The 24,054-nt window shown below is 62.8% G+C and carries 22 protein-coding genes; 11 read left to right on the top strand and 11 right to left on the bottom strand.

Translation table 11 applies throughout. The features are described 5' to 3' along the window. Nucleotide 1 precedes the first annotated feature (1 nt). The 5 genes from JQ575_RS30445 to JQ575_RS30425 all read left to right on the top strand — a co-directional run bounded on the left by JQ575_RS30445 (nt 2) and on the right by JQ575_RS30425 (nt 5,678). Nucleotides 2-754, top strand: coding sequence for a polysaccharide deacetylase family protein (locus JQ575_RS30445; protein WP_249166991.1), 753 nt, complete (start codon nt 2-4; stop codon nt 752-754). A 156-nt stretch (nt 755-910) separates the two neighbouring features. Then, the gene (locus JQ575_RS30440) at nt 911-3,211 is read left to right on the top strand and encodes an exopolysaccharide transport family protein (protein WP_212036884.1); all 2,301 of its coding nucleotides are present in this window, start codon (nt 911-913) and stop codon (nt 3,209-3,211) included. Continuing rightward, entirely contained in the window at nt 3,204-4,025 is an 822-nt protein-coding gene (locus tag JQ575_RS30435) for a WecB/TagA/CpsF family glycosyltransferase (RefSeq protein WP_212036883.1), read from the top strand. Before JQ575_RS30440 ends, JQ575_RS30435 begins: the two co-directional genes overlap by 8 nt. Beyond that, complete coding sequence (galE, locus tag JQ575_RS30430; RefSeq protein WP_212036882.1) at nt 4,025-5,035, top strand: UDP-glucose 4-epimerase GalE; 1,011 nt, start codon at nt 4,025-4,027, stop codon at nt 5,033-5,035. Before JQ575_RS30435 ends, galE begins: the two co-directional genes overlap by 1 nt. Nucleotides 5,036-5,210: 175 nt before the next feature. After that, on the top strand, nt 5,211-5,678 hold the full coding sequence (locus tag JQ575_RS30425) for a cupin domain-containing protein (RefSeq protein WP_249166990.1): 468 nt from the start codon (nt 5,211-5,213) through the stop codon (nt 5,676-5,678). A 72-nt stretch (nt 5,679-5,750) separates the two neighbouring features. On the opposite strand, the gene JQ575_RS30420 is transcribed toward JQ575_RS30425, so the two are convergent. Next, entirely contained in the window at nt 5,751-6,701 is a 951-nt protein-coding gene (locus JQ575_RS30420; RefSeq protein ID WP_312016050.1) for a DUF6492 family protein, read from the bottom strand. Nucleotides 6,702-7,052: 351 nt separating this feature from the next. Here JQ575_RS30420 and JQ575_RS30415 point away from each other — a divergent pair, with 351 nt between their 5' ends. Together JQ575_RS30415 and JQ575_RS30410 are read left to right on the top strand one after the other, a co-directional pair. After that, nucleotides 7,053-7,292 (top strand): DUF2171 domain-containing protein, encoded by a 240-nt coding sequence (locus JQ575_RS30415; RefSeq protein ID WP_212036880.1) that lies wholly within the window; start codon nt 7,053-7,055, stop codon nt 7,290-7,292. 64 nt (nt 7,293-7,356) lie between these two features. Next, entirely contained in the window at nt 7,357-7,698 is a 342-nt protein-coding gene (locus JQ575_RS30410; RefSeq protein ID WP_212036879.1) for a hypothetical protein, read from the top strand. On the opposite strand, the gene JQ575_RS30405 is transcribed toward JQ575_RS30410, so the two are convergent. Then, nucleotides 7,672-11,775, bottom strand: coding sequence for a GAF domain-containing protein (locus JQ575_RS30405; RefSeq protein WP_212036878.1), 4,104 nt, complete (start codon nt 11,773-11,775; stop codon nt 7,672-7,674). The genes JQ575_RS30410 and JQ575_RS30405 overlap by 27 nt on opposite strands. A gap of 381 nt (nt 11,776-12,156) precedes the next feature. Here JQ575_RS30405 and JQ575_RS30400 point away from each other — a divergent pair, with 381 nt between their 5' ends. From JQ575_RS30400 to JQ575_RS30390, 3 genes are read left to right on the top strand one after another with little or no spacing between them, the layout of a single operon-like run. Beyond that, on the top strand, nt 12,157-13,209 hold the full coding sequence (locus tag JQ575_RS30400) for an Ldh family oxidoreductase (RefSeq protein WP_212036877.1): 1,053 nt from the start codon (nt 12,157-12,159) through the stop codon (nt 13,207-13,209). Nucleotides 13,210-13,240: 31 nt separating this feature from the next. Beyond that, a complete protein-coding gene (locus JQ575_RS30395) occupies nt 13,241-14,608 on the top strand; it encodes an LLM class flavin-dependent oxidoreductase (RefSeq protein ID WP_212036876.1) in 1,368 nt (455 codons plus the stop codon). A 15-nt stretch (nt 14,609-14,623) separates the two neighbouring features. Beyond that, nucleotides 14,624-15,409 carry a fumarylacetoacetate hydrolase family protein gene (locus JQ575_RS30390; RefSeq protein WP_212036875.1) on the top strand — a complete coding sequence of 262 codons (786 nt, stop codon included), beginning with the start codon at nt 14,624-14,626 and terminating at the stop codon, nt 15,407-15,409. Between the two features lie 5 nt (nt 15,410-15,414). Here the strand turns inward: JQ575_RS30390 and JQ575_RS30385 are convergent, their stop codons facing one another. Beyond that, complete coding sequence (locus JQ575_RS30385) at nt 15,415-16,398, bottom strand: tripartite tricarboxylate transporter substrate binding protein (RefSeq protein ID WP_212036874.1); 984 nt, start codon at nt 16,396-16,398, stop codon at nt 15,415-15,417. Between the two features lie 24 nt (nt 16,399-16,422). Next, nucleotides 16,423-17,310: a LysR substrate-binding domain-containing protein gene (locus JQ575_RS30380; RefSeq protein WP_212036873.1), complete on the bottom strand. Its 888-nt coding sequence runs from the start codon at nt 17,308-17,310 to the stop codon at nt 16,423-16,425. Between the two features lie 102 nt (nt 17,311-17,412). Between JQ575_RS30380 and JQ575_RS30375 the strand changes: the two genes are divergently transcribed. Then, complete coding sequence (locus JQ575_RS30375; protein WP_212036872.1) at nt 17,413-18,171, top strand: sulfite exporter TauE/SafE family protein; 759 nt, start codon at nt 17,413-17,415, stop codon at nt 18,169-18,171. 69 nt (nt 18,172-18,240) lie between these two features. Here JQ575_RS30375 and JQ575_RS30370 read toward each other — a convergent pair whose 3' ends face one another. The 7 genes from JQ575_RS30370 to JQ575_RS30340 all read right to left on the bottom strand — a co-directional run bounded on the left by JQ575_RS30370 (nt 18,241) and on the right by JQ575_RS30340 (nt 23,753). Continuing rightward, the gene (locus JQ575_RS30370) at nt 18,241-19,098 is read right to left on the bottom strand and encodes a D-amino-acid transaminase (RefSeq protein ID WP_212036871.1); all 858 of its coding nucleotides are present in this window, start codon (nt 19,096-19,098) and stop codon (nt 18,241-18,243) included. Nucleotides 19,099-19,302: 204 nt separating this feature from the next. Next, on the bottom strand, nt 19,303-20,034 hold the full coding sequence (locus JQ575_RS30365) for an amino acid ABC transporter ATP-binding protein (protein WP_212036870.1): 732 nt from the start codon (nt 20,032-20,034) through the stop codon (nt 19,303-19,305). Nucleotides 20,035-20,043: 9 nt separating this feature from the next. Beyond that, on the bottom strand, nt 20,044-20,736 hold the full coding sequence (locus JQ575_RS30360) for an amino acid ABC transporter permease (RefSeq protein ID WP_212036869.1): 693 nt from the start codon (nt 20,734-20,736) through the stop codon (nt 20,044-20,046). 4 nt (nt 20,737-20,740) lie between these two features. After that, complete coding sequence (locus JQ575_RS30355; protein WP_212036868.1) at nt 20,741-21,472, bottom strand: amino acid ABC transporter permease; 732 nt, start codon at nt 21,470-21,472, stop codon at nt 20,741-20,743. 80 nt (nt 21,473-21,552) lie between these two features. Next, nucleotides 21,553-22,464, bottom strand: coding sequence for an amino acid ABC transporter substrate-binding protein (locus JQ575_RS30350; protein WP_212036867.1), 912 nt, complete (start codon nt 22,462-22,464; stop codon nt 21,553-21,555). 21 nt (nt 22,465-22,485) lie between these two features. Beyond that, nucleotides 22,486-23,340, bottom strand: coding sequence for an alpha/beta fold hydrolase (locus JQ575_RS30345; protein WP_212036866.1), 855 nt, complete (start codon nt 23,338-23,340; stop codon nt 22,486-22,488). Further along, nucleotides 23,340-23,753, bottom strand: coding sequence for a hypothetical protein (locus tag JQ575_RS30340; protein ID WP_212036865.1), 414 nt, complete (start codon nt 23,751-23,753; stop codon nt 23,340-23,342). Before JQ575_RS30340 ends, JQ575_RS30345 begins: the two co-directional genes overlap by 1 nt. Nucleotides 23,754-24,054 lie beyond the last annotated feature (301 nt).

Raw genomic sequence — 24,054 nt, 5'->3', positions numbered from 1 at the left:
AATGAACGCGATGTTCTCAGAGGCGAAAGCGAAGGTCAGCCACCGGCTGGCGATGCACCTGCACGCCAATTCCTTCCAGATGCGTAACACCACGCCGATGGTCAGCTTTACCTTTGACGATCTGCCGAAAAGCGCCGCTACGACCGGTGCGGATCTGCTCGAAACACACGGCGCGCGAGGCACCTTCTATGTATCGGGAGGCCTGATTGGCGGCGAAACCCGGGAATGGCCAACCGGCGACGCCGACGACCTGCTTTCCCTGCATCGCCGTGGCCACGAAATCGGCTGTCATACATTCTCGCACCGGCGCGCCAGCGATCTCGACGTGGCCGCCCTTGCCAACGAAATCATGCGAAACCGCAGCTACCTCCGCGCGCTGGACGCCTCGATCGAAACCGAGACTTTTGCCTATCCTTACGGATTGGGATCGGTTGGACGGAAGAACCAGCTCAAGGACCAGTTCCAGACCTGCCGCAGCATCGAACCTGGCATCAACAGCGGCACAGTCGATTTGCAGCTTCTTCGCGCCGTGCCGCTGACCGACGGCCAGATGGACCGCGCCGGGATCGAACGTCTGTTCGACGATGCCGAAACCAATAACGGATGGTTAATTTTCTACGGCCACGACGTCGCTGAACAGCCGAGCCCCTGGGGCTGCTCGCCAGCACTGCTCAACCATGCCCTCGAGGCGGCCGCGCGCCGGAAAATCCCAGCTATGACCATGGCGGAGGCATTGCGATGCGCCCGCGCATAAACGCTTTGTTTGCCATTTCGGTGAATAGTCCCTCAATGAGTATGGTTAATTTTCCCTGTTGCGTTTTTGGCGCGTTGAAGTCCCGCGCGCGTGGCGTAAGGCGAAGAGTAACCCCTCAGCCGATGTGTGCGGCAGTTGGAATGGAAGCTGGGGTCGATGCTTATCTATGACGAGCCGATAAACCAGGCCAAGCCTGACCCCCGGCACGCCGCAATGTCGGCATTGGGCGGCTTCAGCGTGCTCGATCTGGTTCAACTGCTGTGGCGGCGGAAGATCGCGATCGCCTCGGCCGCGCTGCTCTGCGCCTGCATCGCAGTGGCGATCGGCAAGAGCCTGACACCGAAATACACCGCAACGGCCCAGCTCTACGTCGATCCCCGCGAATTGCAGCTGGTCGATCGCGAACTCACGCCGCGCGCCCCGGACCTTTCCGGCCTTGCGATGGTGGTCGAGAGCCAGGGGCGCGTGATCACCTCGAACAACGTGCTGTTGCAGGTGATCCGCGAGACCCATCTCGAGAAGGACCCTGAATTCGGCGGCGGCGACGGCAAAAGCCTGTTCGGAACGCTGCTCGGCCTGTTCGGGATCGATCTGCGCCCGACCGCCGAGCAGCGCAAGCTCGTTGAGATGGCGGCGCTGGAAAACCTGATCCGCCACATCAACGTGAAAAAGACCGACAAGACATTCATCGTCGACATCGACGTCTGGTCGATCGACCCGGTGAAGGCGGCGATGCTCTCAAATGCGATCGCCAAGGCCTATTTGACCGAATCCACGCAATCGCAGGCCGCGAGGGTCCGTCGCGCCACCAGCGACCTTTCCAGCCGGCTGACGGAATTGCAGGAACGGCTTCGCAACGCCGAGAACACGCTCGCGGTCTACAAGGCGCAGAACAACTTCGTCGGCACGCAGGACACGCTGATCAGCGATCAGCAGCTCTCCGCCAGCAACCAGCGGCTTGCCGCGGCGCGGGCGCTGACGCTCGACGCGCAGGCCAAATACGATCAGATCGCAGCCAGCCGCAAGACATCGGCCGACGCCGGCGCCATTCCCGAGGCGCTGCAATCGCCAACCATCGCCAATCTGCGTTCGCAATATGCCGAAGCCAGGAAGCGCCAGGCCGAATTGCAGAGCGAGTTGGGGCCGCGTCATCCCGCCTTGCGCCAGATGGAGAAGCAGGTCGAGGATCTGCGCCGGACCATCGGCGAGGAAACCGATCGTTTTCTGCAGGCGGCGAAGAATGACCTGACCCGCGCCCGGGATTACGAAGCTTCCCTGAACAAGGCGCTCGAAACCCAGAAGCGCCAGAGCGTCCAGATGAGCCAGGCCGCGGTCCGGCTGCGCGAGCTCGAGCGCGACGTGGAAGCCAGCCGCGACGTCTACCAGTCGTTCCTCAAGCGCTCGCGCGAGACCGAGGAGCAGGAGACCCTGAACACCTCGAGCGCCCGCATCATCGGCGACGCCACCGTGCCGCAGCGGCGCACCTTCCCGCCAGGGATGGCCTTGTTCGCCATGATCGGCTTTATGCTGGGCGGGCTCGCCTCGGCCGCCTGGATCATCGCTGTCGAGCGGTTGACGCCTGGCGCCAACCCGGTTCGACCCAACACGCCGGTCAGGACATCGGCCTCATCAGCCGCGGAAAATCGGACGCCTGCGGCCACGAGGCAACCGTCGGGCACACCGCAGCCCGCCGTCAGCCTGATCGCGAAGCCGTCGATTACCCGGCTGCAGGAATCGGACGTGGTGCGCACCCTCGGCGGAATCCTGGCGACGGGCGGCACCCTCGATGTCGCCCGCCTCGGCTGGCCGACGCTGCGCGCCGGTTTCCCGCTGATGACGTTCCTCAACACCATGCGCGAAATCCGGACCGCGCTGGCGACGCGCGCGGTCAAGGACAGCGCGCCGGTCATGTCCGTGATCGGCGCCGGCAATGGCGAGGACCGCAGCATTGCAGCCCTTAACGTCGCGCTCTCGGCCGCCCGCGATGGCGCCAGGGTGCTGCTGATCGACGCCGATCAAAAGACCTATACGCTGTCGAACAAGGTCGCCCACCTGGCTAAGGAAGAGGCCGGCCGTCTCGGCTGGCTCAATATCGGCGCCAAGGCTGCGCGCGCCATCAGGAGCGCGAACGGGATTTCGATCCTGCCGGCCCTCAGGGCCTCGGATACCAAGGCAAGCGACACCATCCGCAAGGCGATTGCGCAGGCGCGCATCGGCGGCGACTACGATCTGGTGGTCCTCGACGGACCCGCCATGCCGTGGAGCCCGGCCGACCACGCGCTGTTCGACGCCACCGATGGGCTGGTCGCAATCCTGCCGGTCAAGCTCGACATCAACGAGAGCATGGAAGACATCATCACCGCGCTCGGCGAGACCGAGCGCAAGTTGGTCGGTGTCGTCATCAACGAACTCACCCCCACGGCCGTCAACCGTCAGCGAGACAAACAGTATGCGTGAGCGTCGCTTAAACCCCCTCGGGAGAGCCGTTACTGCCGGCGTTCCCCGAATCACACTGGGCGGGCTGCGGCTTGCCGTGCTCGACCTCGAGCAGACCGCGGACTTCATGATCGAGATGGTGTTCCCGCAACGCCGGCTCGCTCGCCCGCTCTATCTGACCTCGGCCAATGGCGAGGTGCTGGCGCGCTGCTCCACCGAACCGATGACCGACCGGCTGTTTCGCTCCGCCGACCTGATCAATGCCGACGGCCAGCCGCTCGTGACGGTGTCGCGGTTGAAATCGTCGACGCCGCTGCCCGAGCGCGTCGCGACCACCGACCTGTTCCACGTCGTCGCCCGCAAGGCGCAGGCGGCCGGATTGACCTTCTACATGTTCGGCGCCGATGAGGCGGAGAACGCCGCCGCCGTCGCCAACGTTCGCAGGCTCTATCCGGACCTGAAGATCATCGGACATTCGCACGGCTTCCTCCGCGGCGATGCGCTGCGGGCCAAGGTCGACGAAATCAACGCGCTGGCGCCCGATTACCTCTGGCTCGCGCTTGGCGTTCCCTATGAGCAGGCCTTTGTCGAGGAATACACCTCGCGCCTGTTCAAGGTCGGCGTGATCAAGACCTCCGGTGGACTGTTCAACTTCCTGTCGGGCAGTCGGGCCCGCGCACCCTCTTGGATGCAGGCGGTCGGACTCGAATGGGCCTGGCGCATCTGGCTGGAACCGCGCCGGCTGTTCTGGCGCTATTTCACCACCAATCCGCGCGCGCTCTATCTGCTGTTCAACAAGAGCCGGCCTTCGGCCATCGAGCGGGCCCGGGACTGATGGGCGCCGGTCTGGCGAGCGATCGTCCGGCCATCCTGGTCACGGGCGGCGCGGGCTATATCGGCTCGCATTGCTGCCGGGCGCTGGATGCGGCCGGTTATCTTCCCGTTTGCTACGACAATTTTTCGACCGGCCACCACAGCTTCGTCGCCGGCGCGCTGGTTACCGGCGACATCGCCGACAAGGTCACGCTGGCGCGCGCCTTCGCCGAGCACGACATCGTCGCGGTCATGCATTTCGCCGCGTCGAGCCTGGTCGGCGAATCCGTGGTCGACCCGCAGAAATACTACGTCAACAACCTCGCCGGCACGCTGGCGCTGCTGGATGCGATGCGCGAGGCCGGCTGCAGCCGTCTGGTGTTCTCGTCGACCGGCGCGGTCTATGGCAATGCCGACAGCAAGGCGCTGCCCGAAAACTATCCCTGCGTGCCGATCAATCCCTACGGCGCCTCGAAATGGATGATCGAGCGCGTGCTTTCGGATTATCGCGGAGCCTATGGGCTCGGATCGTTCGCGCTGCGCTATTTCAACGCCAGCGGCGCCGATCCCGCCGGCGGCATCGGCGAGCAGCGCGATGTGGAAACCCATCTCATTCCCCGCGCGATGATGGCGCTGCAGGGTCACGTGCCGGATTTCGCGGTATTCGGCGACGATTACGCGACGCCGGACGGCACCGCGATCCGCGACTACATCCATGTCACCGACCTTGCCGCCGCCCATGTGCTGGCGCTGAAGCTCCTGCTGGAAGGGCATTCCGGCGGCGTCTTCAATCTCGGCACCGGTAAGGGTTTTTCGGTGCGGGAGATTCTCGCAGCGATCGCGAGCGAGACCGGACGCGAAGTGCCGCACGTCGTCAAGCCACGCCGCGCCGGCGACCCGACCTATCTGGTCGCGGACGCTTCCGCTGCCCGCGCGACATTGCACTTCCGCCCTGCTTATTCGGATCTAGCGACCATCATCCGCACCGCCTGGGCCTGGCACAGGAAGGCTCACCCACTCAAAAACGGGTGAGTGTGCACTCGGTCCAAGCCGCATTGCCCCTGCTGCCCTGTATATCCGGGATCATCGTCTCTCGCCTGCCACGCATGCAGGCCCGCGGCTTGCCCCGTGGGAACGAGACCGGCTAACATCCACGGCAACACAGATGAGCGCATTTCAGCTCACGCATGACAGAAGGGAGCAAACCATGACGGCAACCAACCGGCTTTGGCGATACCTCGTGACGCCCCTTGCTCTCGCCGGGATGCTCAGCATCTCCTCCGCGGCTGAACTCAATCCTGCCGCCGTCACTTACAAATTGCCGGACCAGATTCCCTGGGGCCCGGTCAACGCCGCGGGCGCGCAAAGTGCCGTCGTCGTTGGCGATCCGAGCAAGCCGGGCTTCTATATGGTCTACAATAAATGGACCAAGGGCAATCATTTCAGCCGCCCGCATTTCCATCCCAACGACCGCTACATCGTCGTGCTGCAGGGTACCTGGTGGGTCGGTTCAGGCCCGAAATTCGATCCCGCCAACACGACGCCGATGCCGGCCGGCAGTTTCGTCACGCATTTCGCCAAACAAGTGCACTGGGACGGCGCCAAGGATGAAGATGCCGTTCTCCTGATCATGGGCGAAGGTCCGGCGACCTCGACGGGAGCGGAAGAGAAATAGCCGCAGTGCATCCATTCCGGCGACTAACTTCGTTCACGGACCTGTCCGGCGTTGTAAACGAAAACGATCGCCTCAGACGGCTTCCCTGGTCATGACCGCGTTCCCGCCTTGCGCCGAAGCGGGACCTTGCGGCTGCAGCGGCGCGTCGTTGTTCGACAAACCCGCGACCTTGCGGATAAGCGATACCGGGGTGGCCGAGAACGACTCGATGCAGAGTGCGACGACCTCGGGCGGTGAGCTGTCGACCATGGCGATCACAGCCTTTTCGTCCAATTGATCCGGCTCCCAGTAGGAAGTCGCGAGGCTTTGCGTGGTCAGCCGGTGCGTCGCCCTGTGGGTCGGCGACTGGTTCACAAAGTACCCATAGAGGATGTATTCGGAAAACGAGCGCGCCTTGCCGAGCGCCACCGCCCAAGGCATTCCAGTGACGGCTTCGATCGTGGCGGTCATGTCGCGCAAAGTCGACTTGTCCCAGACGAGCACATTGCCGATATAGTCGTCGGCCGGGAACGCGGTGGTGCTGCCGCCCAACAGGCGATCGCTGTTTCGGACCCAGACGGGATGCAACGGCTTATCCGCCGGAATCGCCAGACGGTCGACATAGAGCGGGGTTAAATCCGCGCCGGCATAGGCGGCCACATCGAACAAACGAAAGAACGTGTTATCGGAATCGACGATGCAGTAACGCTGATGGGGCAAGTGCAGGGCGCCCGCGATCTTGAGAAGCTGCTGGATATGCCAGCCGTGGAGCGGACCCGACCGGAACGACCACCACGTTCTGCGCCCCGAGCGCGAGACAAACGGCGGCAACGCCCGCAGCCAGGACGGCAAGAACCGCGAACTCGGCAGCACGGTGCGACGGCTATTCTCGAACCGGGCGAAGTACGGCACGTCATCGTCATTGACGATAACGTAATGCCGTTCGTATCCGCTGACGAACCGATCGATGCTCTCGCACAGCAACTCGAAACGCTCGAGGTCGCCGCGATAGGTCGGGGTCATCAAGGCCACGTTTTTGAGCACGCCACTTCCTGTCATGATGTACTGTGGGTCCGGCGATAGAGATCGATCCCGACTGGATGATATAATAGATGATCGCTCTAGCGCTTTAAACAACGCTTCACCGTTAAGATAAACAGTGCCTGATCAAACCGGCGATCGAATCCTGCGACGAAGCAGTGAAGCGGCAGCGGCATTGCAGCGATCAATTTCGAGGAAATGACGCCCGTTTCCCGCGGAACCAGGGCTATGAGAAGCTATGGTTACCGAACGGTTAAAATCCCATGGGCACATTTTGTTCAACAACCATGGGCTTCAGCAACCTTTCCGGTATTGGCGCGTTTCAAATGCCTGTTCATTCAACGGAGACACAACATGGCCGTCGCTTCGCAGATCAAGGAACATATGGATGTCATCTCGTCCGACAAGAAGACGGTCGGCAAGGTCGATCACCTTGAGGGATCCGACAAGATCAAGCTGACCAAACAGAGTTCGCCGGACGGCCAGCACCATCACTTCATTCCGGTGGATTGGGTCGATCATGTCGACCAGCACGTTCACCTCAATAAATCGGGTGCGGATGTGACGTCACACTGGCAACACGGCAGGCAGTGACCCCCGACACGTATTGCGCCGGCTGCGGATGAAGTTATCATTGGCAAGGTAACAGGACCTTCCGATGCATCCGGCGGCAAAACTGCAATTTGAGCGCGTTGTCGTCGAATTTGGGCGGTGGCGGGCGCTCGCCGAGGATGACCGGCCCCCCGCTCCGGCTTGGTGGTGGGGGCCGGCGGTCGAGGTGCGGGAGATCGCCCAGGCGCTACCGGCACGTTGGAGCGCCAGATTGGGTTTGCCCGATGGCGCGACTTACGCCGACGGCGCTGATATCCTCTTCCATTCCCTGGCTGGCCAGGTGATCCAGCCCTGGTCCTATGACTTTTCGCGCAAGGTGAGGTCGACGGATTCGGACGTGCGTGATTTGCATGCGCAGCCGTCAGACGACAGCGCTTTCCAGCCCTGAAGGCGAAGCCGATTCACGCGCATCGCCGGCGTCGGGTTGCAGCGGCGGCGAGGCCAGCAGCGGCCCGGTTCGAAGCATATCCGCCATCTGCTGCGGCGGCAGCGGTTTGCTGAACAGGAAGCCTTGCATTTCATCGCAGGCATGATTGCGCAGGAACGTCTGCTGCTCGATGGTCTCGACGCCCTCGGCGATGACGGTCATCCCCAACGCCTTGCCCATGCTGATGATCGCCTGCGTGATGGCCTGGTCCTCTGAATCAACAGGCAGATCGCGGACGAAGGAACGGTCGATCTTGATGGTGTCGATCGGGAATTGCTTCATCAGCGACATCGACGAATAGCCGGTGCCGAAATCGTCGATTGCAAGCCGGATGCCGCGGTTCTGGATCGCGTCGAGCACCTTGATCGCCCGCGACACGTTGCGCATCACCATGCTTTCGGCGACTTCGAGCTGCAGCAGCACCGGCGACATGCCGCTTGCCAGCAACGCCTCGTCGACGTCATGCAGCAAATTGGCGTCGGCGAACTGTCGCGGCGACAGGTTGACGGCCATCGTCACCGGCCGCAGGCCGCGGCGTTGCCAGGCCATGTTCTGCGCACAGGCCTCCGTTAGAACCCAGCGGCCGATCGGCACGATCAGCCCAGTTTCTTCCGCCAGAGGAATGAATTGCCCCGGCGATACCAGTCCGAGTTCGGGATGGTTCCAGCGCAACAGCGCCTCGACGCCGGTGATCTGACCGCTCGCCATATCGACCTTCGGCTGGTAGTGCAGCGAGAACTGGTCGCGCTCCAGCGCACGGCGCAGGGCGCTCTCCAGCGTCAGACGCTCGATCGACTGCGCCTTGATCTCCCTGGTGAAGAAGCGGAAGCTGTTCTTGCCGTCCTCCTTGGCAAGGTACATCGCCATGTCGGCGTTCTTGGTCAGCGTCTGCATGTCGGCGCCGTCAGACGGATACATCGCGATGCCGATCGAGGCCGTAGTGTGGCACTCATGGCCGCTGAGCTGCAAGGGCTGGCTTAACACGGACAAGAGCCCGCCGGCGATGCGTTCGACCTCGTGCGGTTCGGCGGCCTCTTCCAGGATCACGACGAATTCGTCGCCGCCGAGCCGTGCCACCACGTCGCTCGAACGCAGCGCACTACGCAGCCTGCCTCCGATTTCCACCAGCAGCATGTCACCGGCGTCATGGCCCAGCGAGTCGTTGATGACCTTGAACCGGTCGAGATCGACGAATAGCACCGCAAACGACCGCTGATGGCGCTCCGCGGCATCGATCGTCCGGCGCAGCATCCCGTTGAACATCTCGCGGTTGGGAAGGTTGGTCAGGCTGTCATGCGAGGCCAGATATTCGATCCGCTCGTCGGCCCGCATCTTCTCGTCGGCACGGTCAAAGTTCTCCAGCGCCAGCGATACATTGTCGATGAGCCGCTGCAGCAGTTCGGAGAATTCCGGCGTGAACGTATCCTTCTCGATCGCAACGAAGATCATGACGCCGACGACCCGCCCGCGCACCAGCAGCGGATAGGCTGCGCTCGCACGGGTCCCATCCCTGCGGGCGCGCGCATGGAACACCTGGCTACGCGGGTCGGCGAGGTAGTCGTTGATGATGCAGGGCTTGCCCGAGCGGATCGCCATGCCGGTGGACCCGCGTCCCTCCGGATGGGCCTTATTGGCGGACACCCGCACCTCGCGCGAACTGGCAGCGGTCGGTCCGGCCGCCGCGACAATGTCCAGATAGTCGCTGTCGATTCTCGTCAGTGCAATGGAAGTGGCGGTAAACTTGCCGCCGTTTGCGGTGGCCTGGCACACCAGATCGAACAACTCAGCGCGGGTCGTCGCCCGCACGATCGCTTCATTGGTCGCGCTGAGCGCCGCCAGCATGCGCGTCAAACGTTCTTTCTGCTCCTCGGTCTTCGCCTTCTCGTCGGCGCGCTCGAACGTCTCCAGCGAGAACGACACGTTGTCGGCGAGCCGTTGCAGGAGTTCGGTGAATTCAGGCGTGAACGCGTCCCTTTGCAAGGAGACGTAGAGCATGACGCCGACCACCTGCCCGCGCACGAAGAGCGGAAAGCCGGCGGCTGATCTGGAGCCGAGTTCGCGGGCCTTGGCGTGAAATGCCGCGGCGCGCGGATCGGTAAGATAGTCGTTGAAGATACAGGCCTGGCCCGAGCGGAACGTTATCCCGCAAACACCGCGGCCTTCCGGATGCGCTTCATTGATCGACAGGGTGACCTGCCGCGCGCTCTGGCCGGTCGGACCCGCGCCGGCCGCGATTTCCATGAAATCGCTGCCGGGCTTTGCCAGCGCGATGGTGGTGGAGGTGAACCTGCCGCCGGTCGCCGCCGCCTCGCAAACCAGTTGATACAATTCGTCGCGTGATCCCGCCCGAACGATCGCCTCATTGGTCGCGCTGAGCGCCGCGAGCATGCGCGTCAGGCTCTCCTTCTGGCGCTCGGTCTTCGCCTTCTCGTCGGCACGATCGAAACTTTCGAGCGCAAAAGACACATTGTCTGCCAGCCGTTGCAGTAGCTCGGCAAACTCCGCGGTAAACGTGTCCGCCTGGGAGGAAATGAACAGCATCACGCCGACGATCCGTTCCTCGACCAGCAGCGGAAATGCGGCGCCTGACCTTGCGCCATCGTTGTTGATCACCTGATCGAACGCATTGTTTTGCGGGCCTGCCAGGAAATCGTTGTTGATGCAGGCCTGCCGGGAACGGAACGCCGTCCCGCAAACCCCGCGGCCTTCCGGAACAGCCGCGCTGATCGAGACCTTCAGACGGCGGGCGTTTTCCGCCGTCGGCCCGGCCGAGGCAACCATGTTGAAGGAATCGCTGTCTGACCTGACGAGGAGGATGCTGGTCGAATTGAAGCGTCCACCCTGTGCGGCGGCAGCGCATACCAGTTCGAACATCTCGGTGCGCGACCTAGCCCGCATGATCGCTTCATTGGTCGCGCTGAGCGCCGCGAACATCCGCGTCAACCGCTCCTTCTGTTCGTCGGCTTTCGCCTTGGCGTTGGCGCGTTCAAAGTTTTCGAGGGCGAACGAGACGTTTTCCCCGATCCGCGCCAGCAGCGCGATGATCTCCTCATCCGCCGCCCATGCCTTGCCGACAAAGAACATCACGACGCCGACGCTTTGCCCCGCCTTGATCAGGGGCACGGCGACGCAGGCAACGACGCCGGCCTCGCGTCCGACCTGCTGCCATACTTGGCTCAACGTGATATCGTGGTTGACGCAAAGCCGCTGGGTCCGGAACGCCTGGCCGGCAACCCCCTTGCCGTAGTCATTGTCGGCATCGATCGAGAAACGCGTCCGGGTCAGCAGATCGAGGCTCTCGCCGGTGCCGGCCGCAGACTTCAGCCAGATCGAATCCGGCTCTGACAGCAGGACCACCGTCGCGACCGACTTTCCGCTGTAAACGGCGGCATCGCAAACGCGCTGGTAGAGCTCCTGTTCGGTCTTGGCGCGCAGAATCGCTTCGTTGGTCGCGCTGATGGCGCCGAACATCCGATTCAGCCGCCGCATCGTCCGCTCGCCATCCTTGCGCGCAGCTTCATGATCGAAATTGTCGAGGGCGAATGAAATGTTCGCCGACATGCGCTCGAGCAATGCGACGACCGGGGCGTCGATCGATCCGACTTCGCGCCGCGTGACGAGGAAGACGCCGATGCTGCGGCCGTTGCAGGTCAACGGCAGCCCGGCGGCGGCGCCGACCTGTCCGGCAGTGGCGCCCTGGCGCCAGGCCAGCGAATGCGCGTCGTTGAGATAATCGTTGCTGATGCAGAGCTTCTGATCGCGAAAGGCCTGACCGCAAACCCCCGAGCCCTCCGGGGTATCGGCCAGGATCGAGATGTCGATGCTGGGCAGCCTTGCGGTGTCTTCGCCGAAGCCGGCGGCAAACCGAAGCAGATTGGTGTCCGGGTCGAGCAAAAAGACGGCCGTCGCCAGGAAGTCCCCGCTGGAGAAAGCGGCTTCACAGACCTTTTCGTACAGTTCTTCCGGCGATTTCGCGTACAGGATCGCTTCGTTGGTCGCATTCAACGCTGCAAATGTACGCGCGATACTGGTCTTCACGGCTCTCGAGCTCCCAGCAGACAATGCGGGCCTGCTGCCCCACGGAATTTTATGCGCGGGAGAGGCCTAAACGGTCGTTATTGGCGGCCGGAAGATGCGATTCAGAGTAAATACCTGCCCAACATCGCAAGGCCGTCCTCCGAAGAACTACGGTTCCGTTCACGATTTATCAGCCATGGCAGCGGCGCGGTGCCTCCGGCGGCCAAGACCCTGGCGGCGCGGTTGCCAATTCTCGTCAGATGAAATCCGAACCGCCGAGCCCGCCTCACGGGCATGCCCGGTACGGATATTCTGCCCTTGCTCTCCCGCCGCCGCTTTGAGACCATGCTTCGACAACAACAAGCAAGACCCGCTGCTCGCGGGCATTCGATGAGGAAACCCATGCCGATCGCTCAGGCCGACCGTCTCACACGCATCGGCGCGGCACTGCTCAGGGCCGCCGGCGCATCGGACGAGGAAGCCAACGCGGTCGCGGTCGGCTGCGTCAACGCCAACCTCGCCGGTCACGATTCCCACGGCATCATCGCGATCCCGACCTATATCGACCGCGTCAAGGCCGGCCATATCGTGCCCGGGGCGAAGTGGACCATCGTGCAGGAATCGCCGACCACGACCGTGATCGACGGCCATTGGGGTTTTGGGTTTCACGTCAACGCCAAGGCGATGGCGCTGACGATCGAGAAGGCGAAGACCGCCAACGTTGCCGCCTGCACGGTGTTTCGCCAAAGCCATGTCGGTCGGCTCGCCGCCTATCCGTTGATGGCGATGCAGGAGGGCATGATCGGCATTGCCACTGCCGACTCCGGCCGCTCGCCGAAGATCGTGGCGCCGTTCGGCGGCCGCGAGGCACGGCTCGGCACCAACCCGATCTCGATCGCCGTTCCCTCCGACCTCGACGCGCCGTTTTATCTTGACATGGCAACCTCAGCCGTCGCCGCAGGCAAGATTGCGCTGGCCGTGTCGCGCAACGAGGAAATCCCGAAGGGATGGATCGTCGATGCCGAGGGACGGCACACCACCGACCCCAGGGAATACAAGAAGGGCGGCGCCCTGCTGCCGCTCGGCGGCAGCGAGGGCTACAAGGGCAGCGGCCTTGCCGCGATGGTCGAGGTGTTGTGCGGGCTGCTCACCGGGCTGGGCTTCGGCGTCGAGCCGACCGGCCGCCACAATGACGGATGCTTCATGGCGGTGTTCAATGTCGCGGCGTTCCGGCCGCTGAAGGATTTCAAGAAGGAAGTCGCCGAATTCGCGCGCTATCTGAAAGAGACGCCAACGTCCGAAGGTTCCACCGGCGTGTTCTATCCGGGCGAGGTCGAATATATCCGCGAGCAGCAGCGCAAGGTTTCCGGCATCGAAATCGAGGACGCGACCTGGGACAAATTGCGGGCGCTGGCCGGCGAGTACAAGCTCGCGGCCGAACTCGATCTGACGTGAAGCCGCGCTTGGCCGATTTGGGGAGAACGATATGACACGGCAAATGGCGATGGTCGGCTTCCTGCAGGCGCAGAACTGCACCAATCTGCCGAGTTCATGGCGGCACCCGGAATCGCGCGACGATTCGATGTCGGCCGATTACTACCAGGAAATCGCCCGGATCCTCGAAGCCGGCAAATTCCACATGGCGTTCTTCGACGACCGGCTGGCGATGCCCGACCGCTACGGCAATGACCACGCCCACACGGTCGAGTACGGCATCCGCTGCGTGAAGATGGATCCGATCGTGGTGCTGACCACGATGGGCATGGTCACCGAGAAACTTGGGTTGGCCTCGACCTGCTCCACCACCTATTTCGAGCCGTTCGACGTTGCGCGCCGCTTCGCCACCCTCGATTTGATGACAGGCGGACGCGCCGGGTGGAACGTCGTCACCTCGCTCAATGACGGCGAAGCCCACAACATGGGCAAGGATGCCCATCTCGAGCATGACTTCCGCTACGACCGGGCCGACGAATTCATGGAAGTCGTGCTCGGCCATTGGGACACCTGGGAAGACGGCTCGCTGATCATGGACAAGACGAGCGGCCGCTTCGCCGATCCGGCCAAGGTCAGGCGGCTGGACCACAAGGGCCAGTTCTTCAAGTCGCGCGGGCCATTCACCGTGCCGCGCTCGGCGCAGGGCCATCCCGTCATCATCCAGGCCGGCGCGTCCGGCCGCGGCCAGCGCTTTGCGGGACGATGGGGCGAGGTGATTTTCACCGCCGCGCGCAACGTGGCCGCCGCCAAGGAGGGCTATGCCGCGGTCCGCAACGAAGCGGCGAAAGCCGGCCGCGATCCCGACCAGATGTTCCTCTGCAACCTCACCACACCCGTCTGCGGCGCGACCAAGAGTGAGGCCGAGGACAAGATGGCCGTGATCAACAAGCTGCCGCTGCAGATCGATGCGCTGTCGCTGCTCGCCGAAGCGCTGAACTACGACTTCGCCTCGAAGCCGCTCGATGAGCCCCTGACAACAGAAGAGCTCAAGAGCATGCAGGGCATCCTCGGCATTCGCGACGGCGTGCTCAAGAATTCAGGCAAGACCAATCCCAGTGCGCGCGACTTCGTCACGTTCTCCGGCCGCGGCCAGGTGCAGGACGCGATCGTCGGCGGGCCGAAGGAGATTTCGGATAAGCTAGAGGAGATGTTTGTCGAGCGAGGCTGCGACGGCTTTGTCATCGCGGCCACCATCGTGCCCGGCTCCTATGCCGATTTCGTCAAGCATGTCGTGCCGGAACTGCAGCGGCGCGGCCTGTTTCACAAGGATTATGCCAGCAAGACGTTGCGCGAAAATCTCGGTCTGCCGCGCACCAAAGCCGGCGCCTGGAAAACCAAGCCGCAGGCCGCAGCCGAATAAAGCAAAGGATATTTCATGCGTTGGCTCAAATTCACCGCCGCCGGCAACACATCCTGGGGCCTCGTCGAGGGCGACAAGGTCATGTCAGTCAGCGGCGATCCGTTCGGCGAATGGCAGCGCGGCGCGCAAACCCATGCACTCAAGGACGTGAAGATCGAACTGCCGCTGATCCCGCGCACGTTCTATTGCGTCGGGCTGAACTATCTGAAGCATCTGAAGGAAGCCGCCGACAAGGCCGGCACGGTTCCGAACGTGCCTGATCGTCCCGAGATCGGCTACCGCGCGCAGAACGCGCTGATCGCCCATGATGAAGATGTGGTGATCCCGGCGACTGCGACCGAGAAAATCCATTACGAGGGCGAACTCGTCGTCGTGATCGGCAAGAAGGCAAAACACCTGACCGAAGCCAACGCGATGTCCTGCGTGTTCGGCTACACTATCGGCAACGACGTCAGCGAACGCACCTGGCAGAAGGCCGATCGCTCGCTGTGGCGATCCAAGAACGCCGACACGTTCAAGCCGATGGGGCCCTGGATCGAAACCGATGTCGACCTCGACCGGATGGAAACCGCGATCCGCGTCAATGGCAAGGAGACCGGCCGCTTCCGTACCAACGAGATGATCTTCGGCATCGTGCCGTTCATCGTCGAGCTGACGAAATATTTCACGCTGTGGCCGGGCGACGTGATCTGGATGGGCACCGACGGCGCCTCGCCGGATCTGAAGGCCGGCGACGTGGTCGAGATCGACATCACCGGCATCGGCACCCTGCGTAACCGGTTCGTGGCGGACAAGCGGTAGGACACCTACTCGATCTTGATCCCGGCGTCCTGGATCACCTTGCGCCAGCGCGTTTCCTCGACGCTGAAGTAGCGGTCGAGCGCTTCGGGCGGCTCTGCCACCATCACGAGGCCTTCGTTGACGCCGAGTTTCCTGAACGCTTCCGACTGGACGGCCTTGGCGGCCGACTTGTTCAGGAGGTCGATGATGTCACGCGGAGTTTTGGCGGGCGTGTACAGGCCGTACCAGGCTTCGGCCGCATAGCCGGCGACACCGGCTTCCGACACCGTCGGCAATTCCGGGAAGGCCGGCGAGCGCTCGGCCGACGTCACCGCGATCGCGCGCAACTGGCCGGCGGCGACCAGCGAAGCGGCGCTGGCAACGGTGGTGAAGATCACCTGGATCTGTCCGCCGAGCAGGTCGGTGATCGCGGGCGCCGCGCCCTTGTACGGCACGGTGGTCAGGTTGACCCTGGCCATGTGCTTGAACAGTTCGCCGGCCAGATGCGCCGAGGTGCCGGTGCCATAGGTGCCGTACGACAATTTATTCGGCTCGGCCTTGGCCACCGCAATCAAATCGCCGATCGATTTGATCGGCGAAGCCGGATTGACCACGACGAGGTTGAAGGAGCGCGCGATCAACGCCACCGCCGCAAAATCCCTATGCGCATCGTAAGGCAGCTTCGCGTTCAGGCTTGGATTGACCGCGTTGGCAAAGGTCCCCATCAACAGCGTGTAGCCGTCAGGCGCGCTGGCCGCGACCGACTGCGTGCCGAGGATGGTGCCCGCGCCGGGCTTGTTCTCGATGATGATGGAGGCGCCGAGATCTTTTGCCATCTCCTGCGCCAGCGTCCGCGCGATCACGTCGGTGCCGCCGCCCGGCGCGAACGGCACAACGATCCTGATGGTCCGGTCGGGATAACCCGCGAAGGCGGGCAGGCTCGACAAAGCGAGGCATGCGGCAAGCGCCAGCAGGGCGGACAGGATCTTTGTATCGCGCGCGAATTGCATGTTTGAACATACCACAAACCACCATCAAGCAGATGTTGGTTTCGATCCCAATGATTCGAGCAACCAGGCGCGCAGTACCGCCAGACCGGGATCGTCGCGGCGGAAGGGGCGATAGACCAGATACCAGGCCCGCTTCTTCGGTATGGTGATCGAAAACGGCGCCACCAGGCGCCCCCTCGCCATGTCGTCCTCGACATAGGGGCGCAACCCGATCGCCACGCCGATCCCGTCCACCGCTGCCTGCAGCGCCATCGCGTAATTGCCGAAGCTCGGCCCGTGCACCTTGCCGCGCGGCTTCACCCCGGCCGCCGCGAGCCACAGGCTCCAGTCTTCCGGCGAGTGCGACACCTGCAGCATGTCTTGGCGGGTCAGCTTCGAGGGACTGGTGAGGCGCGCCGCGACCGCTTTGCTGCAAACCGGAAAGAGATCTGTCGTAAACAGCAATTCGGATTCGTAGCCTGCCCAGTTGCCGTCGCCGAGCAGGATTCCGCAGGTCCAGTCGTCGCGAAACGGATTGATCGCGCCGCCGGTCGAGAGCCGGACGTCGATTTCGGGATGCTGTTCGTAAAAGCCGCGCAGCCGCGGGATCAGCCAGCGGACCGCAAACGAGGGGCCGACGCCAAGCGTCAGCACCGGCGTGGTGCGCATCGCCGTGACCTGCTCGGCAATGCCGGCGATGGCGTCAAAGGCCGAAGTCAGGCCAGGCTGCAGCGCCTTGCCTTGCGGCGTCAGGTCGAGGCCGTTGGCCCGGCGCTCGAACAGTTGAAAGCCGAACCGCTCCTCGAGCAGCCGCACCATGCGGCTGACAGCCGCCTGCGTCACGTTCAACTCGGCGGCGGCGCCGACGAAGCTGCCATGGCGGGCAGCCGCCTCGAAGGCGCGCAATCCATTCAGCGAAGGCAGGCGTCGCATCGGACTGACCAAGTTTTCCTAAGCCTATGGGTCAGATAAACCCGTTTGCGCGGCGGCTGTCAAATCCGCGATGAAGGCCCATCGAATTTCATGGAGGTCGCCATGATCAGTGTGCCTTTCGCCGCAGCGCTCGCCACGTCCGTGCTGTCCACCTCGTTCATTTCGGGGGTGTTCGGCATGGCCGGCGGCATGATCCTGATGGGTTTGCTGCTGGCATTCATGCCTTTGGCGCCCGCAATGGCGCTGCACGCCATCACCCAGATCGCCTCCAACGCCGCCCGCGCCTGGCTCTGGCGGCAGCACATCTGCTGGCCGATCGTGGCGCGCTACGCCGCCGGCGCACTGATAGCAGCACTTGCCATCGCGTTCGGGCCGGTCACGCCCACCAAGCCAATGGCCCTAATTTTCATTGGCCTGGTGAGCCTGGTCGGGCTTGCACTGCCGGCCCGATGGACGCCCAACGTCATGGACCCCCGGCAGGCCGTCGGCTGCGGCACCCTCTGCACGGCGCTGCACCTGACCTGCGGCGTCTCAGGTCCGATGCTCGACCTGTTCTTCGTGCGCTCCGACCTCGGCACCAGACAGATCGTCGCGACCAAGGCCGCGATCAACACCGGCGGACATTTGGTCAAGCTGGTCTATTTCGGTCACGCGCTTTTCGCCGGAGGCGGCACGATTTCACCGGTCGCGATCGTGCTCGCCATTGTGGCGGCGCTGCTCGGAACGCAGCTGTCGCGAATCCTGCTCGAGGCCATCGACGACGCCAGTTTCCGGCAATGGTCGCAGCGGCTGATCGCGGCAATCGCCGTCGTCAGCCTGGCGCAGGGCGTCGTCCTACAATTCGAAGAGCTGAGGCGGTGAGGCTGATCGCCATCGGCCTCCGCGCCATTTACCCCGGTGAAAACGAAGGCTGCGGCGGCGTGGCGCCGCCTAAACCGCGGTCGCCTTGGCGAACTCGACATAGATTTCGCGCAGGCGATCGGTCATCGGGCCGGGCTTGCCGGTCGCGACTTTCTTGCCGTCGATCGATACCACCGCCTGAACGAACACGGTGGCGCTGGTGATGAAGGCTTCCTTTGCGGCGAGCGCCTCGTCCACCGTAAACGCGCGCTCTTCGATCCGGAGCTGGCGCTCTTCGGCCAGCTTGACCACCGCCTTGCGGGTGCAGCCCGGCAAGATCTCGCTGCCGTTCTGCCGCGTCACCAGCACGTCGTCCTGCGTCAGGATGAAGGCTGAGGACGAACCGCCCTCGGTGATCTTGCCGTCCTCGATCATCCAGGCCTCGCCGGCGCCGGCCACGGCTGCGGCCTGCTTCGCCAGCACTTGCGCCAGCAGCGCCACGCTCTTGATGTCGCGGCGGGTCCAGCGCAGATCGGGCACCGTGATCACGGCGATGCCGGTTTTGGCCGACGGCGCGTTGATGATGTCTTTCACGGAGGTAAACATGATCAGCGTCGGCTTGACGTCCTTTGGAAACGCAAAATCGCGCCCGGTGTCGGCGCCACGCGTCACTTCCAGATAGACCATGCCGTTGACGAGGTTGTTGCGCGTCACCAGCTCCTTCTGGATTTCCTGAATCCGCTCGATGGTCTCGGGCAGTGCCAGCTCGATCTCGCCGACCGAACGCTCCAGCCGCGCCAGATGCGAGGCATTGTCGATCAGCTTGCCGTCCAGCACGGCCGCGACCTCATAGATGCCGTCGGCAAACAGGAATCCGCGGTCGAGAATCGACACCTTGGCGTCGGCCATGGGCACGAATGAACCGTTGACGTAAGCAATCTGTTCCAAGCGAAGTCTCCTGAGGGCGATGACGTGAGTGCGGCGGACAGTATAAAGCGAATCCTTAGCGCTTGATCGATGATTTTGGAACTACCAAGCGCAACTGCATATCTTCGTCATTGCGAGGAGCGCAGCGACGAAGCAATCCATCCCTCCGTTGCGGCGCTATGGATTGCTTCGCTGCGCTCGCAATGACGGGACCGACAGTCGGGCTTAATGCGACAGAATCTTCGACAAAAATTTCTGCGCGCGGTCGCTGCGCGGCTTGCCGAAGAAGTCGTCCTTCTGCGCATCCTCGACGATCTCGCCCTGGTCCATGAAGATAACACGATGCGCCACCTTGCGGGCAAAGCCCATTTCGTGGGTCACGACCATCATGGTCATGCCCTCGCGGGCCAGATCGACCATCACGTCGAGCACTTCGCTGATCATTTCGGGATCGAGCGCCGAGGTCGGCTCGTCGAACAGCATGGCGATCGGATCCATCGCCAGCGCGCGTGCAATCGCCACACGCTGCTGCTGTCCGCCGGACAGTTCGGCCGGGTATTTGTTGGCATGATCCTTCAATCCGACGCGGTCGAGCAGCTTGGCGCCCTTGGCCATCGCCTCGTCGTGAGACCGGCCCAGTACCTTCTCCTGCCCCAGGCACAGATTCTCGATGATCTTCAGGTGCGGGAACAGCTCAAAATGCTGGAACACCATGCCGACGCGGGCGCGCAGCTTCGGCAGGTCGGTCTTGGGATCATTGACCTTGATGCCGTCGAGGATGATCTCGCCTTCCTGGATCGGCTCCAGCGCGTTGACGCATTTGATCAGCGTCGACTTGCCCGAGCCTGACGGACCGCACACGACAACCACTTCGCCCTTGGCGACCTTGGTCGTGCAATCCTTCAACGCCTGGAAGGTCGGCCCATACCATTTATTGACGTGATTGATTTCGATCATGCGCGTTCCCTAACGGACAATACTGATACGCGCCTGCAGGCGCCGGACGCCGAACGAGGCGGCACAGGAAATCGTGAAATAGACCACCGCCGCGAACAGGTACATCTCGACCAGCCGGCCGTCGCGCTGCGCAACCTTGCTGGCGGCGCCGAGGAAATCCGGCATCGACAGCACATAGACCAGCGAAGTGTCCTGGAACAGCACGATGGTCTGGGTCAGCAGCACCGGCAACATGTTACGGAACGCCTGCGGCAGCACGACGTAGCGCATGGTCTGGGCGTAGGTCATGCCGAGCGCATTGGCCGCGGCAGGCTGGCCCTTGGAGATCGACTGGATGCCGGCGCGCATGATCTCGGAAAAATACGCCGCCTCGAACATGATGAAGGTGACGAGCGCGGAGGTGAAGGCGCCGACGCTGATCGGGCGCGACGCGCCGGTCAGCCATTGCCCGACATAAGGCACCAGGAAATAGAACCAGAAGATCACCAGCACCAGCGGCAGCGACCGCATGAAGTCGACGTAAAGCCCGGCGATCCGGCCAAGCACTTTGAAACCGGATAGCCGCATCAGCGCGATCAGCGTGCCGAAGATGATCCCGCCGAGCGCCGAGAGCCCGGTCAGCGTCAGCGTAAACGCCATGCCGTCGAGAAACAGGTAGCCGAGCGAACGGCGGATGACGTCGAAATCGAAATTGGCGAACATGTGGTTATTTCCCCGTGATGTAGCCGGGGATCGCCAGGCTGCGTTCGAGGAAGCGCATGCCGGTGACGACGATGATGTTGATCAAAAGATACATCACGGTCGCGGCGGTGAAAGCCTCGAACACCTGGAACGAGAACTCCTGCATCGACCGCGCCTGGCCGGTCAGTTCGATCAAGCCGATCGTGATCGCGACCGCCGTGTTCTTGATGGTGTTGAGGAACTCCGAGGTCAACGGCGGCATGATGATTCGGAACGCAATCGGCAGCAGCACGTAGCGATAACCCTGCAACGTCGTCAGCCCGAGCGCGGTCGCGGCCTGTTTTTGCCCGCGCGGCAGCGAGGCGATGCCGGCGCCCAATTGCACGGCGACGCGCGCCGACATGAACAGGCCGATCCCGATCGCCGCGGTATAGAACGGCGCATTGGGCATCTGTTTCAGCCACAGTCCCCAGCTGCGCGGCAGCAATTCGGGCAGCACGAAGAACCAGAGGAACAGCTGCACCAGAAGCGGCATGTTGCGGAAGAACTCGACCCAGGCGAAGCCGATCCAGTAGGCGGTCTTCGACGGCAGCGTGCGCAACACGCCGACAATCGAGCCGAATATCAACGCGATGATCCAGGCGAAGATTCCGGTCTGGATGGTCAGCCACAGTCCCGTCAGCAGCATATGGAAATAGGTGCCGGTCCCGCCCGGGGCCGGCTCGAAGAAGATGCTCCAGTTCCAATTATAATTCACGAAGGCCTACCGTCCGCTGCGCTACCGAAACGTACCCATGCAATGGTTGGGCCATTGCATGGGCAGAAGCATCTATTTGCTTATTTGTAGGCGTCCGGATCCGGCGAGTCCGACGGCTTGGCGTACTGGTTCTTCAGTTCCGAGCTCATCGGCGAATTCAGGTTCAGACCCTTCGGCGGGATCTTCTGGGTGAACCACTTGTCGTAGATCTTCTGGCCCTCGCCGCCCGTATAGAGCGCTGACGTGGCGGCATCGACCACCTTCTTGAAGGCCGGGTCGTCCTTGCGCAGCATGATGCCATAGGGCTCCGGCTTGGAGAACGCGTCCTTGGAGATCACGTAGTCATCCGGCGCCTTCGAGCCGGCAACCAGGCTCGCCAGCAGGATGTCGTCCATCACGAACGCTACCGCGCGGTCGGTCTCGACCATCAGGAAGGCTTCGGCGTGGTCCTTGGCCGGAATGATGTTGGCGCCGAGCTTTTTCTCCGCATTGGCTTCGGTCAGCTGCTTGATGTTGGTGGTGCCCGATGTCGAAACCACCGCTTTGCCCTTCAGATCGTCGATCGAGTTGATCTTGCTCGACTTCTTCGAGACGTAGCGGCTCGCGGTCAGGAAGTGGGTGTTGGTGTAGGCGATCTGCTTCTGGCGCTCGGCGTTGTTGGTGGTCGAGCCGCATTCCAGATCGATGGTGCCGTTGGCCAGCAGTGGAATCCGGGTCGACGACGTCACCGGATTGAGCTTGACCTCGAGCTTGTCGAGCTTGAGCTCCTTCTTCACGGCATCGACGATCTTGTAGCAGATGTCCATGGCGTAGCCGACCGGCTTCTGGCTGTCATCGAGATACGAAAAGGGAATCGACGAATCCCGGAAGCCGAGCGTGATGGCCCCGGTATCCTTGATGTTCTTCAACGTTCCGGTGAGTTCCTGCGCCATCGCCGGCGTGGCGCACAACGCGCCGGCCAGCGCGTAACCAATCATGTAATTGCGGTTCATACTTAATACTCCTTGTGTGGTTTAAGTCGATCGTTCGAGGATTTCGCCGAGCACCGGCGAAATGTAGCGGCGAAACTGTTCGGGGTTCTCGCTCATCGGAAAATGACCAAGCTGCTCCATTATCGTAACACTGGCGCCCCCGATAGCGGCAGCAGTCCTCGTCGTGTCTTCCGGCGTACAGGAGAAATCATACTCGCCCGTGAGCAGAAACAGCGGGCATACTTTAGTATCGATCTTCTCCACCCGGCCGCGCAAGTCGCCATCGACCCGATAAAAATAAAGATCGCCCTTGAAAATCCCCGGACCGCCCTGCTTGTACCCCCATAGCGTTTCGGCTCGCGAGGCTTGCGGGCTCTGCGGCGCGATGAGACCCGACACCAGCGCCGCACAGACCTCGCCGCCATGGACGTCGGGGCGGTTGAGCCATGTGGTGTCATACCACGGCGCCTGGAAATCCGCCGCCTCCAGCCCGATCAGCGCGCGGAATTCGGCGGCATGGTCGATCGCGAGATTGAGCACGATACGGCCGCCGATCGAGCAGCCCATCACCACGGGTTTTTCCAGTCGCAGCGCCTTGCAGAAGGCGCGGATGGTTTCGGTGTAGCGCGCGGTGGTGAGCTGATATTCGTCACCGTTCCAGCTGGCCGGCGGATTCGATTTGCCATGCCAGGGCATGTCGAAGGCGATGATACGGAAGTTCTTCGCAAACTCTTCGTCGGCGAGCAGATACCGCCATTGCCGCGCATCGGAGCCCGCGGTGTGCAGGCACACCAGCGGAATGCCGGCGCCGTTCTCCTCGAAATAGATCCGATGCATTTCGCCGCCGATGTCGACATGGACATAGCGGCCGACCATCGGCTCAACGTAACCGCTCATCAGGCAGCCACCGCGAAATGATGCCGCGGCAAAGCCAGCACGTCCTTGAAATACTGCAGATGCGCCATGAAGGGATGCAGATCGCCCTCAAGTGCCGCTTCGCCGCGCTTGGTCAAAGCGAGCAGGTCATGCCAGCCCGGCCGCGGCTCGGATTGCCAGTACGCCGCCCAGGCCGCAGGCGAGGCCCGATAGGAAAACCGCCACGACCGCATCAGCACCGGCGCCGGCGTCAGATCGACGATCCGGCCGGCACGGATCGAGGCGTGAAAGGGATGGCCGGTCGGCCCGAGCAGGCATTCGCAATCGAGAAACCGGCCGCGAACGATCAGCGCCGGCGTCTGTTCGAGAAGCGCAGGAATTGCGGCGAATGCCTTGATAACCGCGGCGTCGGTTGCGTTCGAAGCTGAACTCATGCGCTCCAGGCAGGATTCCCTGCAATGCCCACATTGGCAAACTGAACGGAACCACCCCGTCCGACCAAGCCTATGATGGCCTGAAAGCCTGGGCCTTCGCAAGACACAGCGACTCCCACCTTGATCGTAGGCCAGGATCTGCCGAACGCTCGGATTGCGCCATGGCTCAAACGGCCGGTCGCGGCGCGATGTTTCCCGGTTTCGTCCGCCAACCCACTGCGATCAAATTCCGTATCTCGGGACGCTGCGACAGGCTAATTGTCGCAGATGTCGATTCCAGCCAATTGTTGAGCTAATTGCG

This window comes from Bradyrhizobium sp. JYMT SZCCT0428 (genome assembly GCF_018131075.1).
Taxonomy (GTDB): Bacteria; Pseudomonadota; Alphaproteobacteria; order Rhizobiales; family Xanthobacteraceae; genus Bradyrhizobium.
The sequence above is the reverse complement of the archived record's forward strand: the minus strand, read 5'-3'. Positions and strand labels throughout refer to the sequence as shown.